Consider the following 14,803-nt stretch of genomic DNA (forward strand, 5'->3'; position numbering starts at 1 on the left):
TCCGGCTTTTTTGTTGCCCGACCCCTGCTGCGATGGCCGGAGATTTCATCAGAATTGCCGCGTAACAGTGTCATGTAACCTCTGGTAACATGACAACGATGCGTTCCGCTGCTATGTAGAGCATAGGACGCGGTGTGGTTCGGACGGGAGATGGGGGCATCACTCGGACGGCCCGGGCTCAGGCGGCTACCGCGTCCGAACCTATTTCCGCCGAAAGCGCGGCCACTGCACATGCGGCGGACCAGCCGTTTCCCCTCCCAAGAAAACGGTCCGCAAACAAAACGGCGTCCGGCCCTCCGGGCGTCGTTTTTCGTTTTTGTCCCCTCGAACCGGGGTTCGAGGGGACGCTACATCAGAATGGAAATCAGGCGGCCTTGCCGTTGGCGTTCATTGCTTCGTCGGCGAGGCGGCCGGTGAGTTCGGCCATATGGTCGAAGGCGGCGCGGTAACTGGCGACACCTGCCGTCGCCGAGCGCAGCTCGATGATCAGGTCGCCGATCTCGGCTTGCGGCATCGTCGCCTCGACGACATCCCAGCCCGGCCAGTCGGGCCGCGCGTCATAGCCGAGGATCTGGCCACGCCGCTGCGGGATCAGCGCGATGATCTTCGAGGTGGCGTCCGACGGCGTCACGATCTCGACCTTCATCACCGGCTCCAGCAGCACCGGCGAGCAGGCGGCCATGCCTTCCTTCATCGCCAGCTTGGCCGCCATCTGGAAGGCCATGTCGGAGGAATCGACCGCATGGTAGGAGCCGTCCGACAGGTTGACGGCGACGTCGACGACGGGGAAGCCGAGCGGACCGGACTTCAGATAGTCGCGCACGCCGGTTTCGACCGACTGGATGTAGGTCTTCGGCACGACGCCGCCGGTAATGGTATCGGTGAACTGGAAGCCGGTGCCGCGCGGCAGCGGCTTGATCTCGATCACCACATCGCCGAACTGGCCATGGCCGCCCGACTGCTTCTTATGGCGGCCGCGCTGCTGCGCCGGTTTGCGGATCGTCTCGCGATAGGGCACGGCCGGCGCGTGACCTTCGACGGGGATCTGGTTCTTGCCCTCTAGCCGCTCGCGCACGACGCGCAGATGCATCTCGCCATGGCCGGACAGCACCGTCTCGGCCGAGTCCTGGTTGTGGCGCAGGCTGAGCGAGGGATCCTCCTCGGCCAGCCGCTGGATGGCGGCCGACATCTTGACCTCGTCCTTGCGTTCCTTCGGTCGCAGCGCGAAGGCGAAGACCGGCTGCGGCGGCTCGAACGCGAACAGCTGTTTGGTGCCGCCCTTGGCCGAGGTCAGCGTCTGGCCGGTCTTGACCTCGTCCAGCTTGCCCAGCGCCACGGTATCGCCCGCCTTGGCGGCGGTGAGCTTGAACTGGTCTTTGCCGAGCATCTTGTAGATGCCGGAAACCTTGGCGGTGTCGCCGCCAGGCAGCCAGAGTTCCGAGCCATCGGCGACCTGGCCGGACAGGATGCGCGACACCGACAGTTTGCCGCCATGCGGCGTGTGGATGGTCTTCATCACCTGGACCACGGTGGCGCCGCCGTCCGGGGCGCCGAGCCGCTTGCGGGTCGCCTCGATGTCGGGTGCGTCGTGGCGGATCGCCTTCAGGAGGCGCAGCACGCCGTTGCCCTTCTCGGCGGTGCCGATCAGCACCGGCGTCACGACGCCTTCGCGCAGATCGGCGGCGAGGTCGTCGAAGATCGCGTCCTTCGGCGGCTCGATCTCCTCGAGCAATTGTTCCATCAGCTGGTCGTCATGGTCGGCCAGGGTTTCCAGCATGGAGAAGCGCGCTTCCAGTTCGCGCGCCTTGTCGTCGCCCGGTATCTGGGCCACCTCGCTTTCGGCATATTCGCGGTAGATATAGGCGCGCTCCAGCGCCAGATCGATCGAGCCGATGACGACGCCGTCCTTGCGCAGCGGTATCTGGCGCAGCAGGAGCGGCACAGAGCTTGCCGGCTGCAGCATCTTCAGCGTGTCGCGCACGCCGGCGATTGCCTTGTCGACCTTGTTGAGGAACAGGAGGCGCGGCACGCCGAGATCGTCGAGCTTGCGCATGATGAGCTGCAGGGCAGGGATCTTCTTTTCGTCGGCCTCGGCGACGACCACCGCGAGGTCGCAGGCGGCCAGCACCGGTTCGGCCTCGAAGGAGAATTCGATCGAGCCGGGACAATCGACGAAGGTGATCTGCTCGCCCATGAAATCGGTGGTGGCGACCGTCGCCTCGACGCTCATGGCGTGGGCGCGCGCTTCCGGCGAATGATCCGAGACGGTGTTGCCTGATGAAACGGGATTTTGTCGGGGGATGGCGCCCGTACGGGCCAATATGGCTTCGAGAAGTGTCGTCTTACCGCTTGCAAAGGGACCGACTATGGCAATGCATTTCGGTCCCGTGCGTCGTCCTCCGGCGCGAGTACCCATGGCTGACCTCCACTCAGGCGTTTCCCTAGGGACCGACTGGCTTGCATGGTTCAGGCGTGGTCAATCGGTCCTGAGCGGCGGCCGGCCTGTTCGACCGTCGCGGGCGGGGTTCTTTTTCATGTCGCCACCTGCCCTGATGCATCGTCCCACTTGTTTGCCGGCAGGGCAAGGAAAATAGAAATCCGCTGCCGTGCTGCGGCCTCAGGCGCTCAGCGCCATGGGTTCGGCATTGATGGCGCGCAAGGGGACCACCTTGTCGCGCGGCGCCGGCTTGCCGAAGAAATAGCCCTGGAAACGGTTGCAGCCGGCCGCCTTGGCCAGCGCGAATTCTTCCTGCGTCTCGACGCCTTCCGCCACGATGGTGACGTCCTGGATGCGGGCGATCTGCGCCAGCGCCGAGACGAAGATCTGCGCCACCTGGTCGTGGGCAAGGCTGCGTATGTAGGAGCGGTCGATCTTGATGCTGTCGATGGGCAAGGTTTTCAGATAGTTGAAGCCGCAATGGCCGGTGCCGAAATCGTCGAGCGCGATGTGGAAGCCGAGACCGCGTAGCGCTTCGAGACGCCGCAGAATTTCCGGCGTGGCGGCGGTCGCCACCGTCTCGGTGATCTCGATGATGAATTGCGCTGCCGAGCGGCCGCTTTCCCTGAGCACGCGGTCACACATGGTGACGATCTCGTCGCGCTTCAGCTGCTCGCCGGAAACGTTGATCGAGATGCGGCGCCCGGGGAAATGGCCGATATCGACGCAAGCCCGCTTGAACACCCATTCGCCCAGCATGTCGATCAGCGTCGAGCGTTCGGCGATGGGAATGAACTCGGCCGGCGAGATCAACCCTCGCACCGGATGACGCCAGCGGATCAGGCCTTCGAACGCACAGGCGGAGCCGTCCGGGTTGACGATCGGCTGGTAGTGCAGCTCGAGTTCGCCGAGATAGACCGCGGCGCGCAATTCCCGCTCGACCAGCCGGCGATAGCGCTTGTCGGACAGCATCTCTTCGTCGAACACGGTGACGCGGCCCCGGCCAGCCGCCTTGCTTTCATAGAGCGCCAGGTCGGCAACCAGCATCAGTTCCGCCGTGTTGGAGGCATGGGCCGGCGCCAGCGCCACGCCGACCGAGATGGAGAGCGGAATGGTCTTGCCTTCATGCGATTTGCCGGCCCGCATCGTATCGAGCAATTGCCTGATATCCTTGTTGATGGCGGCGAGGTCGGCATGCGGAATGATGACGCCGAATTCGTCGCCGCCCAGCCGCCCGACCATGCCGCCGGCAAAGATGCGTTCCGATGTCTTGACCAGGTGCACCAGAGCGAGGTCGCCGAACTGATGCCCGAACGTGTCGTTGAGCTGCTTGAAGTGATCGACGTCGATCAACAGCAAGGTCGCCTCGCGCCGGTCGCGCATCGTGCCCAGGCTGTCGCCCAGCGCTTCGAGGAAATAACGCCTTGTCATCGCCCCGGTCATGGCGTCCCTGGTCAGGAAATGATGTTTTTCCGCCTCGGCCGCCGCCGCCGAGCGCAAGCGATGGACGACGCTGCTGCGCATGTACATCAGCGCCAGCAAGGCAAGGCCGGTGGCCAGCATCGAGACGGCGAAGGGGCTGCCCGAGGGCAGGTTGCGCGAGATGTCGAAAGCGCCGAGTGCGGCCGCGCCGATGCTGAGCACAAGCAGGGCCTGGATGCCGCGATAGATCCGGCCGCTATGGTCCTTGATCGTCGCCAGTATGCTCATCTCATCGCCCCCTGCAATGCAGGCACAGGGCTACTGGCGAGCCGTTAAGAAGACATTGAATTCGCCGTTGTTTCGCGCTGTGTCGCCATGCGGCAAAGGTTCATGGTTAAGGAGAAAAACCGCTTCTTCGCCAAGGCAGCGGAAACCGTCGGTTGCGCCTGACATGATATCGGCCGAGAATGCATTTTGCCTCGACGAGGGGCCTTCACCACCAGTTTCAGGGTCAGACGATGAAGATCATTGCTTGCGGCAGCGTGCCGACCATCATAGCGCCGGAAAAATACTTCACCGGCCGGGTCCTGCAGACGCCGATCATCGAGGCGGAGGCGCCGGCGCGGCTGAGAGCGACGCTGGTCAGCTTCGAACCGGGCGCGCGCACCCACTGGCACACGCATCCGCTCGGCCAGACGCTCTACGTCACCTCGGGCGCCGGGCTTGCCCAGACATGGGACGGCCCGGTCCGGGAGATCAGGGCCGGCGACGTGATCTGGTTCGCGCCCGGCGAGAAGCACTGGCATGGTGCCGGGCCGAAAACGGCGATGACGCACATCGCCATGCAGGAGGCGCTCGACGGCGTCCATGCCGACTGGCTGGAAGCGGTTTCCGGCGAGCAGTATGGCAGCTGAGCCTGGTCGCCTGCAGAAATCATCATGTCAAAGAACCGCCTGCCGCTCGTCGCCGCCGTCTATCTCGGCTCGTTCGTCGCCTTGCTCGACGTCAGTATCGTCAATGTCGCGCTGCCGACCCTCCAGCAGGCGTTGCACACCGATTTCGGCGGCCTGCAATGGGTGGTCGACGCCTATACGCTCTGCCTCTCGGCCTTCATGCTGTCGTCGGGGCTGATCGGCGACCGCTATGGCCGCAAGCGCTCGTGGCTGGCCGGCGTCGGCATCTTCGTTGCCGGCTCGCTGATCTGCGCCATCGCGCCAAATTTGCCGGCCTTGGTGGCCGGCCGGGTGGTGCAAGGCATTGCCGGCTCGCTGCTCATTCCGGGCGCGCTGTCGATCCTGACGCAGGCTTTCCCGGATCCGCGCGAGCGGGCCGGCGTCATCGGTGGCTGGGCCTCGTTCGCCGCCGTTTCTCTGGTCGTCGGCCCGGTGCTGGGCGGCATTCTAGTGCAGACGGTCGGCTGGCAGAGCATCTTCCTGATCAACCTGCCGCTCGGCCTTTTCACCATCGTGCTGGGAGCTGCCTCGATCGAGGAGACGGCGCATCCCGAACATGCCCATCTCGACCTTGTCGGCCTGGCGCTCTCGATCCTGTGGCTCGGCGCGCTGACCTTCGGCCTGATCTCGGCCGGCGAGAGCGGCTGGGGCGATGCCTGGACCATCACGGCCATCATTGCCGGTGTCGTTGGCCTGGCGGTCTTCCTTGGCTTCGAGGCGCGCACGCCACGGCCCATGCTGCCGCTCGGCCTGTTCCGCGATGTGCGCTTTGCCGTCGCCAATGTCGCCTCGTTCGCGCTCGGCTTCACCTCCTACACCAGCGTCTTCTTCTTCTCGATGTTCCTGCAGCAGGTGCAGGGCTGGTCGCCGACGCAGACCGGCCTGCGCATGGCACCGGCCTTCCTTGTCCAGATCGTGGTGTCGCCATGGATCGGCAGGCTGAGCGCACGCTACGGCCATTCGCTTTTGATGACGGCGGGCTATGTGCTGATCGGCCTCTCCATGCTCGGCATGTGCTGGGCCGGGCCGTCGACGCCATACGCGGTGCTGTGCGTATTGTTCGCCATCAACGGCCTCGGCAACTCGCTGGCGATCCCAACCGGCAGTGCTGCGGCCATGTCCTACGCGCCGCGCGAGCGTTCCGGCATGGTGTCGGCGGTCATCAACGCCACCCGCCAGGGCGGATTGGCCATCGGCATCGCGCTGCTCGGCGCGCTGATGAGCATGCGGGCGACCAGCCTGCTGACCGGATATCTCAGCGACGCCGGTGTCGCCAATGCCGAAGCAGTCGCCCGGTCCGCTATCTCACGGCATGATTTCACCACCGACGCGGCCGTGGGCACGAGTGGCGTGCACGACCTTTTCACGATTGCCTATGCCGGCGGCTTCCATGCCGCGATGCTGGCGGCCGCGATCGGCGCATTCCTCACCGCCGCATTGCTGATCACCGTGCTGGCGCCAGCCGAGGCGCGGTCCGCCAGGCAGGCCAAGCAGCAGGCGTGAGCTGATTCAAGGGCAACAAAAAAACCCGGCGGTGACGCCGGGTTCTTTGTCTTAGGCTGAGCTGATCAGGTTAGCGAGGCCGTAAAACGCTGGATGCGCGTGCAGGCTTCCTCCAGCAGCGCGTCCGAGGTGGCGTAGGAGATGCGGAAGTTGGGGCCGAGACCGAAGGCCGAGCCGAACACCACCGCCACACCTTCCGCCTCGAGCAGTTCCGAGCAGAAGGCTTCGTCGGTGTCGATGACCTTGCCGGCCTTGGTCTTCTTGCCGATCAGCTGGGCGCAGGACGGATAGACATAGAAGGCGCCTTCCGGCGACGGGCACGTGATGCCGCGCGCCTGGTTGAGCATCGAGACGACAAGGTCACGCCGGCCCTGGAAGATCGCCTTGTTCCTGGCGATGAAATCCTGCGGGCCGTTGAGCGCCTCGACCGAGGCCCATTGCGCGATGGTGCAGGCGCCCGAAGTCTGCTGGCCCTGGATCATGTCCATCGCCTTGATCAGCTGGACCGGACCGGCGGCATAGCCGATGCGCCAGCCGGTCATGGCATAGGCTTTCGAGACGCCATTCATGGTCAGCGTGCGCTCGTAGAGCTTGGGCTCGACCTCGGCGATGGTCTTGAAGACGAAATCGCCATAGGTCAGGTGCTCGTACATGTCGTCGGTCAGCGTCCAGACATGCGAATGCTTCAACAGCACGTCGGCCAGCGCGCGCAGCTCGGCTTGCGTGTAGGCCGCACCCGACGGGTTGGACGGCGAGTTCATCAACAGCCATTTGGTCTTCGGCGTGATCGCCTTCTCCAGTACTTCAGCCGTCAGCTTGAAACCATTGTCGATCGAGGTGTCGGCATAGACCGACGTGCCGCCGCAGATCGCCACCATCTCGGGATAGCTGACCCAGTAGGGGCGGGGGATGATGACCTCGTCACCGGGGTTCAGCGTCGCCATGAAGGCGTTGAACAGGATCTGCTTGCCGCCGGTGCCGACGATGGTCTGCTCCGGTTTGTAGTCGAGATTGTTCTCGCGCTTGAACTTTTTCGCGATCGCCTCGCGCAGCGGCACGATGCCGGACACCGGCGGATACTTGGTCTCGCCACGGCGGATCGCCTCGATCGCCGCATTCTTGATGTTGTCGGGCGTGTCGAAATCCGGCTCGCCGGCGCCGAGGCCGATAATGTCACGGCCGGCATTTTTCAGCTCGCGGGCTTTCTGCGTCACCGCGATGGTGGCGGAAGGCTTTACGCGGGAAAGGGTGTCGGCAAGAAAGGCCATGACCTCTGTCTCTCCTTGAGAAGATCGGCGCGGCCAGGAGCGGCCGCGGCGCTTCTCATGTCGCATGATTTCGCCCAGTGCAAGCATTGTCGGCTGATCCAGGCCTCAAGGAGCCGTGATTGCAACCTGTGAGCGGCAACAAAAAATTCATTAACGGGCGGTAAGGGCTTGAGTGGCAGGATCGCAATCCATTCCGCCAATTCGCGGAGCGAGGGACCCTTGTCGCGCAGCATCGGGCTTGCCCATATCATCCGTCATGATGACGGCACCTCGTCAGGTGTCTGGGGTATCTACACGCTGCAAAGTGCCTTCCAGCCGATCTTCGCCTTCAAGGAGGGCAAGCTGTCGGTTGCCGCCTTCGAAGGGCTGATCCGGCCATTCCGTGACGGCGAGCCGCAATCGCCGATGACCTTTTTCTCGACCTGTCCGGCCGCCGACCGCCTGCATATCGAGGCGCTGACCAGGACGCTGCATCTGCTCAATGCCGGCGCCTGCCTGCCGCAGGAGGCGTCGATCTTCGTCAATTTCGACCCGTCGGTGTTCACCGAGCGATCGATCGCCGACAATGCCTTGCGTGAAATGCGGCTGGTGCTGCACGAGGCCGGCATCGATCCGGGCCGCGTCGTGTGCGAGGTGACTGAGCAGCGATCGGCATCGCAGGAGGCCCTGCATGGCTTCGTCGCCGCGCTCAGGGCCAACGGCTTCCGCATCGCGGTGGATGACTATGGCTCCGACGATTCCGACATCAACCGCATCAAGGAGTTGAAGCCAGACATCGTCAAGTTCGACGCCACCTGGATCACGCAGCTGATGGAGTCCGGCGCCGGCTTCGCTCTTTTAACCACCATGGTGAAAAGCTTCGAGGAACAGGGCATCCGCACGGTGTTCGAGGGCATCGAGGAGGGATGGCAACTGGAGCTCGCCGAGAAATCCGGCGCTTCGATGGTCCAGGGCTTCGTGCTGGCGCGGCCGGAACTGGCGCCGACCAGCTTTCGCGTTTTCGGCAAAAGCAGTCCGGATCCGGTTGCCGCTGCAAGTGATGCGTCCACTGCCCCCGGCGTCGCGCCGCGTACAGGGCGGCCGGCAAAAGCCTTCGGGCGCAGGGTCGCGCCATGAGGTTCGAGCGGCGACGCACTGTCGGCGACGCGATCTTCGCCGACGAAATCGGTATCGAATATGGCGTCTTTGGCGACTTCCGCCTGCGCAGCGCCTACCAGCCGATCTTTGCGCCGTTTGGGCGTTCGCTGCACGCGGTGGCGGTCGAGGGGTTGATCGAACCGCACCGTGCCGGCCGGGCAGGGTCGCCGCGGGCGTTCTTCGAAAGCGTCGCCGCGCCGGACCGGCTGTTTGTCGAGACCATGTGCCGGATGCTGCATCTTCGGAATTTCCACAATATCGGCGTCGACGGGCTCGATCTGTTCTTCAACTACAATCCGATGGTCAACGACCATTCCGGGCGGGCGCTGGCCGAAATCCGGCTGATGAGCCGGCATCTCGGCGAGCTCGGCCTCGCCCCCGGCATGCTGGTCTGCGAAATCACCGAACAGGCGGCGGATGACGCGCTTCTCGCCCGGCTGGTGCGGGAAATGCGGCGGGACGGCATCCGCATCGCCATCGACGATTTCGGCACCGGCCATTCGACCGAGGAACGGGTGAGCCTGCTCAACCCCGACATCGTCAAGATCGATGGCGGCTGGTTTGGAGAGTTCTGCCGCCACGCCGCCGCCGAACGCTTCTTCCGCCCGCTGGTCTCCAGCCTGCACGACCGCGGCGCCAAGGTGCTGGTCGAAGGCATCGAGCAACCCGTCCATCTGCGCGTCGCCCTCGACGGCGGCGTCGACCTGCTGCAGGGTTTTCTTCTCGCCCGCCCGGCGCTGGCCGGCACCATCTTCAACGAAGAGCCGCTGTCAGTCGACGCGCTGCTGGGCAGGGAAAACAATGTCGTGCCGCTGTTCGGGTAGGGCATGCCGGTATTCAGGTGATGCCGGCCTGCGAACGGCGGTTTCCTGCGCTTCCGGTACTCACGTACGAAAAGTACGCTCCGTTCCGGTTCTCGAAAACCACCGTTCTCGGCTCGGCCTGACCTGAATCTCGACATGCCCTGAGCGAGCGCTTTCACATATCAGCGCCGCTGATAATCTCGCCAAAACAAATCATTGGTTGAGGGCACGGCGGCTGCGATAATCGCCTGGTCGAGGCAGCGCTCCGGGGACCGTCCATGATACTGTACAGCATGATCGACAGCGGCAATTGCTACAAGCCGCGCCTGCTGATGGCCAAGCTTGGCCTCGCCTTCACCACGATCGAGGTGAGTTCGCATACCGGCGACACGCGCAAAGCCGACTTTGTCGCCAAGAACCCGAACGCCATGGTGCCGCTGCTCGAACTCGACGACGGCCGCCGGCTGGCCGAATCCAACGCCATCCTGCTCTATCTCGCCGAAGGCACGCGCTTCCTGCCGGCGGACAGATATGAGCGCGGGCTCGCCTATCAATGGCTGTTCTTCGAGCAGTACAGCCACGAGCCCTATATCGCCGTGCGCAAGGCGCTGCTGACCTTTCCCGAACGCGCCAGGGATGCGACGCCCGAGCGGTTGGCGATGACGCTGGAGCGCGGCCACAAGGCGCTCGGCGTGATGAACAGATATCTGGAGAGCAACGCCTTCTTCGCCGGCGCTGCCTTCAGCATCGCCGACATCGCGCTCTATGCCTACACGCATACGGCCGAGCAAGGCGGCTTCCAGCTCGATGCCTATCCGGCTGTTATGGCCTGGCTTGGCCGCGTGGAGGCGGATCCAGGGCATGTGCCGATTGGGTGGGTGGGATAGCCACCTAAGGGAAAGCTATTTCAAAAGATGGTCGTAGTCGGCATGAGTGCCGATCCAGAACCAGATCACATCTTCATTGTTGCGTATGGCAACAGCACGGTAGTTTTCGTCAACTCGCGCCGACCAATAGCGACCGACCTGTTTGAAGTGCAAAGACGGATGAAAGGGATCAGTACGCAGTCTGGCAAAACGCCTGTCCGCCTTTGCTCTGATCGATGATGGCAGTTTTTCATAGGCCTCCCAGAATGATGGAGAGGCGACGTGGTTCACAGAGGCCGCGTCCGGCCAGCGCGATGGTCAGCCAGTGCCTGTTCGGCAAGCTTGTCCAAACGGCCCGCCTTCGCGTCGGCCTCCATCTGCCGATCCCACATGTCCGCTTGAAGCGCCTCGAACCAGGCTGCAAACGCCTTCAGTTCCTCGGGGCTTAGTTCGGCGACGGATTTTTCGATTTGTTCGAGTTTGGTCATGGCCGAATGGTACCACTATTGGGCTAAAAGTACCACCGGTGGGACTATAGCGTCGGTAGCGGCGCCTAACCCCAGACAAACAAAAAGGCGGGATAAATCCCGCCTTCCCATCCTCGGTAGCCTGATCGGGAGCGTCCGGTCCGGGCTGGCAGCTATCTGCTGATCCAGTCTGTCGGGTCTTTCCGCTCCGGCGCGCTTCTCGCGCGACCGTCAGTACATCCGTGACTTGCCGCGCGCCCCGGGCTCTCGCCCGGCGCGCGCCATTCGCAAAATCAGGCTGCCTTGCTCAGAGACCCAGCGGACGACTTGCCAGTGCGGCGGTCCTGCTCGATCTCGAAGTTGATCTTCTGGCCTTCGACCAGGGTCGACAGTCCAGCGCGCTCGACAGCCGAGATGTGGACGAAAACGTCCGCGCCGCCGGCGTCAGGCTGGATGAAACCGAAGCCCTTGGTGGCGTTGAACCACTTGACCGTTCCAGTTGCCATTTTAGATAGTCCTTCAACATTTGCTTTAGTTTGACCAGACCAAGTCCAGCCGGTGTGCATCGAGATTTTGGAGATAGACGTCAGCAAACGCGAAGATCGCGAGGCCCGGATCGATCGGCCGAAATATCAATGGGGCTGATATAGGCTGCTTTCGTTCCAAAAACAAGACTGCGTAAAAAAGCCGTGATCAAAGGGTTGCCCAATGATTGCCCCAATCTGGTAAAAGCCTCGCAACGGGGTCGGAGGCCGAGGCCGGTCGGTCCGCAGGGGAGGAGACCATGAAAACCATAGTGCTTGCCGCCTGCCTGACGCTGGTGGCCGCCGAGGCGCAGGCGATCTCGCGCTACGACCCGACACATATGAGCTGCGGCAAGGTGCAGTCGACGATCGCGCGGCAAGGCGCGGTCATCCTGCGCTACCAGTCGAAGCGCGTGGCAGGGCTGCCGCTCTATGACCGCTACGTGCAGAGCCAGCAATTCTGCACCATGGGCGAGGTGAGGACGCGCGCCTATGTGCCGAGCGCCGACACCAAGTCCTGCCCGGTCTACAACTGCAAGCGGCCGGACAATGACCGGCATTTCCGCCGGCGGTTCTTCCACAACAACTAACGGAGCAGGCTCATCAAGCGGAGCCGGAAGCCTTCGCTCAGTCGAACAACTGCGCCTCTGGGGACGAAATTGCTTTCAATCTTGGATGTGTTCCATGAGCATGGACACGAACCGGGTCACTTTTTGCGGGCGAAAGCGCGCCGCCGGATAGACGACGTGAATGCCGCCGGAGGGCAGCGTCCAGTTCGGGAGCATATGGACGAGACGGCCCTGGGATAGATAATCGATGACCAGGTAGTCCGGCAGAACCGCCAGTCCGCCGCCGGCTAGCGTCGCTTCCAGGACGGCCGGGGTCGAGTTGATCGAGAACGTCTCGCGCATGGTGATGGTGCGCCGCTCGAAATCGCCTCGGCTGAAGCTCCAGGTGAACGGCTTGCGAAGGACGGAATTGGCAACAAGCGGCAAGGAAGAAAGGTCTTCCGGTTCGTCTACCTTGACCCCGGCGGCGAAATCCCGCGATGCGACCAGGATTTGCCGGAAGGTGCCGATGCGTCGCGCCTGCTGGCTGGAGTCTTCCAGCCAGCCGACCCGGATGGACAGGTCTATCTTGTTGCCGATCAAATCAATTATCGCATCGGAAATGAACAGTTCGACGCCGCAGGCCGGAAATTTCTGCCGAAAGCGGGCGGCGATCGGGGCCAGCACGATCGCGCCATAGTCATTGGAGGCAGAAACGCGCAGCACGCCAGCCACTTCGGTGTTGCCCTCGCCAACCTCGGCGACGGCCTCTTCAACGTCCCGCAGGATCAGAACGCAACGTGCATGCAAAAGACGGCCTGCTTCGGTCGGCTCGAGCCTCCGCGTCGTGCGCACGAGAAGCGTGGTCTGCAGTTCGGCTTCAAGGCGGGCGACCTGTTGGCTGACGACGGCTTTCGTGATGCCAAGCCGCTCGGCTGCCCGGGTAAACGAGCCTGCGTCGATGACCGTAGCAAAATAGGCGAGGCGGTTGAGGTTGATTGGTTCCACGGGACGCTGTCAGTTTGATTGTAAGTTTACAGCATACAGTCTGTATTATTACATGAGATTTATCAATTAATCCAGGGGCGTTACCTCTGCGCTGTTCTCTCCATCGGGGGCGCAATCGTGGCTTGCGCTCTTCCCTCTCGGACAGCTGGCCACGCCACGCGGCCTGACCCTATTTCCAGTCAAAGGAGCTATTCCATGTTCACGAGGAGACAGATCATGAAGACCTCATTGGCCCTCGGCGCAACGGCCCTCGGCGCAACCGCCGTATTCGCCCCCGCCGAGCGCGGCCAGGCCGCCGGCACCACGCTTGGCTGGAAACATTTCCCGGCGGGTCCGAACGGCTTCTTCCGCGCGCCTGTGCTGGTGTCCGGGCCAAGCGAGGCCCTGCTGATCGACGGCGGCTTCACCTATCCGGACGGCAAGGCGCTCGCCGAGGCCATCAAGGCCACCGGCAAGAAGCTGACGACCATCTATGTCAGCCAGTCCGATCCCGATTACTACTTCAGCCTGAAGCCGGTGCGGGAAGCCTTCCCGGAGGCAAAAGTGATTGCTGCCTCCGCCACGCTCGAAGCCATCAAAGGCAGTGTGGAGAAAAAGCTCGCGGTCTGGGGCCCGCAATTGAAGGAAAACGGCCCCCAGGCGCTGTCCGACATCGTTCTGCCCGAAGCATTCGACGGCCCAACGCTTAGTGTCGACGGCGAGACGATCGAGATCGTCAATGCGGAAGAAGGACTCGCAAACCGCCGCTACCTGTTCGTGCCGTCGCTCAACGCCGTCTTCGGCGGGGTGATGATCTTCGCGGGCGTTCATGTCTGGACCGCCGACACGCAGACCAGGGAAAGCCGTGCCGCCTGGGTCAAGACACTGGAGGCGATTGCCGCCCGCAAGCCCGCCGTGGTGGTGCCTGGCCATATGGACCCCGATGCCGCGACCGGTCCTTCGGCCGTGGAATTCACCAAGTCCTATCTTCTCACCTTCGAGCAAGAACTGAGCAAGGCGACTGACAGCGCCGCGCTAAAGGCCGCCATGGAGGCCCGCTTCCCAGGCCTCGGTATGGGCGTCGCCCTCGATATCGGATCCAAGGCCGCCAAGGGCGAGATGAAGTGGGGCTGACATAGCGACGAACCTCGACCTGATCCGCAGGACCTAGGAGGGAGCCTCCGAGGAGAACGGCCGCAATCTTCTGGCCGTTCTTTCCCCTGACGTCGAATGGTCGGCGGTTCAGAACCCGAAGGACACCTGCGCTGGCGGCGGGGGGCCGACGCGCACGCCTTCCATGGCCAGCATCTTCTCCTTGGTGACGGAGCCGCCAGGCGCCGAGAAGCCGCCGATCTTGCCGCCGGCCGCCAGGATGCGGTGGCAGGGGATGACCAGCGGCACGGGGTTGGCGCCGAGGGCCGCACCGGTTTCACGCGGCAGGCCGGCATGGCCGGCGCGCTTGGCTAGTTCGCCATAGGTGGTGGTCTCGCCATAGCTGAGTTTTCGCGCCGCGTCGTAGATGGCGAGGCGGAAATCATCGATGCCGTCGAGATCGACCGGGACGCCGGAGAAATCGACGTCCTCGCCCGCGGCGTAAGCCTTGATCGAGGCGATGAGGTCGACCACCCATGGCGGCTGCACTGTCGAGGCGGAAACGCCGGCATGGCGCTTCAACCGCCGTTCCACCGATTCACGGCTGCGTTCGGGCAGGCAGAGCCGGATCAGGCCCTTTTCGCTCCAGGCAATGCCCATGAAACCGATCACTGTTTCTAACACTGCGTGGCCGGCTGTGATCGACGATGTCGTTTCCATGATGCGCTCCTTTCCGCAAAGCGGCGGAATCCGGGATTCCGTCTGGTACATATCAGGAACAATATGGCAGTTCGGC

The 14,803-nt window shown here is 63.4% G+C and carries 15 protein-coding genes; 7 read left to right on the forward strand and 8 right to left on the reverse strand.

Features of this window, described 5'->3' with window-relative positions:
* Positions 1-364 precede the first annotated feature (364 nt).
* Entirely contained in the window at positions 365-2,416 is a 2,052-nt protein-coding gene (locus AC0V8S_RS13080; protein WP_475437916.1) for an elongation factor G, read from the reverse strand.
* Positions 2,417-2,617: 201 nt separating this feature from the next.
* Positions 2,618-4,147 carry a putative bifunctional diguanylate cyclase/phosphodiesterase gene (locus AC0V8S_RS13085; protein ID WP_475437917.1) on the reverse strand — a complete coding sequence of 510 codons (1,530 nt, stop codon included), beginning with the start codon at positions 4,145-4,147 and terminating at the stop codon, positions 2,618-2,620.
* A 230-nt stretch (positions 4,148-4,377) separates the two neighbouring features.
* Between AC0V8S_RS13085 and AC0V8S_RS13090 the strand changes: the two genes are divergently transcribed.
* Both AC0V8S_RS13090 and AC0V8S_RS13095 read left to right on the forward strand, forming a co-directional pair.
* A complete protein-coding gene (locus AC0V8S_RS13090; RefSeq protein WP_475437918.1) occupies positions 4,378-4,773 on the forward strand; it encodes a (R)-mandelonitrile lyase in 396 nt (131 codons plus the stop codon).
* A 24-nt stretch (positions 4,774-4,797) separates the two neighbouring features.
* Entirely contained in the window at positions 4,798-6,315 is a 1,518-nt protein-coding gene (locus tag AC0V8S_RS13095; RefSeq protein WP_475437919.1) for an MFS transporter, read from the forward strand.
* A 65-nt stretch (positions 6,316-6,380) separates the two neighbouring features.
* Here AC0V8S_RS13095 and AC0V8S_RS13100 read toward each other — a convergent pair whose 3' ends face one another.
* On the reverse strand, positions 6,381-7,583 hold the full coding sequence (locus AC0V8S_RS13100; RefSeq protein ID WP_475437920.1) for a pyridoxal phosphate-dependent aminotransferase: 1,203 nt from the start codon (positions 7,581-7,583) through the stop codon (positions 6,381-6,383).
* Between the two features lie 219 nt (positions 7,584-7,802).
* On the opposite strand from AC0V8S_RS13100, the gene AC0V8S_RS13105 reads away from it, so the two are divergent.
* The 3 genes from AC0V8S_RS13105 to AC0V8S_RS13115 all read left to right on the forward strand — a co-directional run bounded on the left by AC0V8S_RS13105 (position 7,803) and on the right by AC0V8S_RS13115 (position 10,410).
* A complete protein-coding gene (locus AC0V8S_RS13105) occupies positions 7,803-8,699 on the forward strand; it encodes an EAL domain-containing protein (RefSeq protein WP_475437921.1) in 897 nt (298 codons plus the stop codon).
* A complete protein-coding gene (locus AC0V8S_RS13110; RefSeq protein ID WP_475437922.1) occupies positions 8,696-9,544 on the forward strand; it encodes an EAL domain-containing protein in 849 nt (282 codons plus the stop codon). Before AC0V8S_RS13105 ends, AC0V8S_RS13110 begins: the two co-directional genes overlap by 4 nt.
* Positions 9,545-9,801: 257 nt before the next feature.
* Positions 9,802-10,410 carry a glutathione S-transferase family protein gene (locus AC0V8S_RS13115; protein WP_475437923.1) on the forward strand — a complete coding sequence of 203 codons (609 nt, stop codon included), beginning with the start codon at positions 9,802-9,804 and terminating at the stop codon, positions 10,408-10,410.
* 15 nt (positions 10,411-10,425) lie between these two features.
* Here the strand turns inward: AC0V8S_RS13115 and AC0V8S_RS13120 are convergent, their stop codons facing one another.
* The 3 genes from AC0V8S_RS13120 to AC0V8S_RS13130 form a co-directional block, all read right to left on the reverse strand.
* Complete coding sequence (locus AC0V8S_RS13120; RefSeq protein WP_475437924.1) at positions 10,426-10,680, reverse strand: type II toxin-antitoxin system RelE family toxin; 255 nt, start codon at positions 10,678-10,680, stop codon at positions 10,426-10,428.
* A complete protein-coding gene (locus tag AC0V8S_RS13125; protein ID WP_095201778.1) occupies positions 10,677-10,877 on the reverse strand; it encodes a hypothetical protein in 201 nt (66 codons plus the stop codon). The genes AC0V8S_RS13120 and AC0V8S_RS13125 overlap by 4 nt, the downstream gene beginning before the upstream one ends.
* Before the next feature lie 272 nt (positions 10,878-11,149).
* Positions 11,150-11,362, reverse strand: coding sequence for a cold-shock protein (locus AC0V8S_RS13130; RefSeq protein WP_010910991.1), 213 nt, complete (start codon positions 11,360-11,362; stop codon positions 11,150-11,152).
* Positions 11,363-11,640: 278 nt separating this feature from the next.
* Here AC0V8S_RS13130 and AC0V8S_RS13135 point away from each other — a divergent pair, with 278 nt between their 5' ends.
* A complete protein-coding gene (locus tag AC0V8S_RS13135; protein WP_475437925.1) occupies positions 11,641-11,970 on the forward strand; it encodes a hypothetical protein in 330 nt (109 codons plus the stop codon).
* A 75-nt stretch (positions 11,971-12,045) separates the two neighbouring features.
* On the opposite strand, the gene AC0V8S_RS13140 is transcribed toward AC0V8S_RS13135, so the two are convergent.
* Positions 12,046-12,936, reverse strand: a complete 891-nt coding sequence (locus AC0V8S_RS13140) for a LysR family transcriptional regulator (RefSeq protein WP_475437926.1) — start codon at positions 12,934-12,936, stop codon at positions 12,046-12,048.
* 195 nt (positions 12,937-13,131) lie between these two features.
* Here AC0V8S_RS13140 and AC0V8S_RS13145 point away from each other — a divergent pair, with 195 nt between their 5' ends.
* Positions 13,132-14,049, forward strand: coding sequence for an MBL fold metallo-hydrolase (locus AC0V8S_RS13145; protein ID WP_475437927.1), 918 nt, complete (start codon positions 13,132-13,134; stop codon positions 14,047-14,049).
* 108 nt (positions 14,050-14,157) lie between these two features.
* On the opposite strand, the gene AC0V8S_RS13150 is transcribed toward AC0V8S_RS13145, so the two are convergent.
* Positions 14,158-14,727, reverse strand: coding sequence for a methylated-DNA--[protein]-cysteine S-methyltransferase (locus AC0V8S_RS13150; protein ID WP_475437928.1), 570 nt, complete (start codon positions 14,725-14,727; stop codon positions 14,158-14,160).
* Between the last annotated feature and the right edge of the window lie 76 nt (positions 14,728-14,803).

It is taken from the genome of Mesorhizobium oxytropidicola, assembly GCF_056174625.1.

What these genes read in the sequence shown, in the direction of transcription:
- AC0V8S_RS13080 (WP_475437916.1), bottom strand. Translation starts at nt 2,416, where the DNA reads ATGGGTACTCGCGCCGGAGGACGACGCACGGGACCGAAATGCATTGCC.
- AC0V8S_RS13085 (WP_475437917.1), bottom strand. Translation starts at nt 4,147, where the DNA reads ATGAGCATACTGGCGACGATCAAGGACCATAGCGGCCGGATCTATCGC.
- AC0V8S_RS13090 (WP_475437918.1), top strand. Translation starts at nt 4,378, where the DNA reads ATGAAGATCATTGCTTGCGGCAGCGTGCCGACCATCATAGCGCCGGAA.
- AC0V8S_RS13095 (WP_475437919.1), top strand. Translation starts at nt 4,798, where the DNA reads ATGTCAAAGAACCGCCTGCCGCTCGTCGCCGCCGTCTATCTCGGCTCG.
- AC0V8S_RS13100 (WP_475437920.1), bottom strand. Translation starts at nt 7,583, where the DNA reads ATGGCCTTTCTTGCCGACACCCTTTCCCGCGTAAAGCCTTCCGCCACC.
- AC0V8S_RS13110 (WP_475437922.1), top strand. Translation starts at nt 8,696, where the DNA reads ATGAGGTTCGAGCGGCGACGCACTGTCGGCGACGCGATCTTCGCCGAC.
- AC0V8S_RS13115 (WP_475437923.1), top strand. Translation starts at nt 9,802, where the DNA reads ATGATACTGTACAGCATGATCGACAGCGGCAATTGCTACAAGCCGCGC.
- AC0V8S_RS13125 (WP_095201778.1), bottom strand. Translation starts at nt 10,877, where the DNA reads ATGACCAAACTCGAACAAATCGAAAAATCCGTCGCCGAACTAAGCCCC.
- AC0V8S_RS13130 (WP_010910991.1), bottom strand. Translation starts at nt 11,362, where the DNA reads ATGGCAACTGGAACGGTCAAGTGGTTCAACGCCACCAAGGGCTTCGGT.
- AC0V8S_RS13135 (WP_475437925.1), top strand. Translation starts at nt 11,641, where the DNA reads ATGAAAACCATAGTGCTTGCCGCCTGCCTGACGCTGGTGGCCGCCGAG.
- AC0V8S_RS13145 (WP_475437927.1), top strand. Translation starts at nt 13,132, where the DNA reads ATGTTCACGAGGAGACAGATCATGAAGACCTCATTGGCCCTCGGCGCA.
- AC0V8S_RS13150 (WP_475437928.1), bottom strand. Translation starts at nt 14,727, where the DNA reads ATGGAAACGACATCGTCGATCACAGCCGGCCACGCAGTGTTAGAAACA.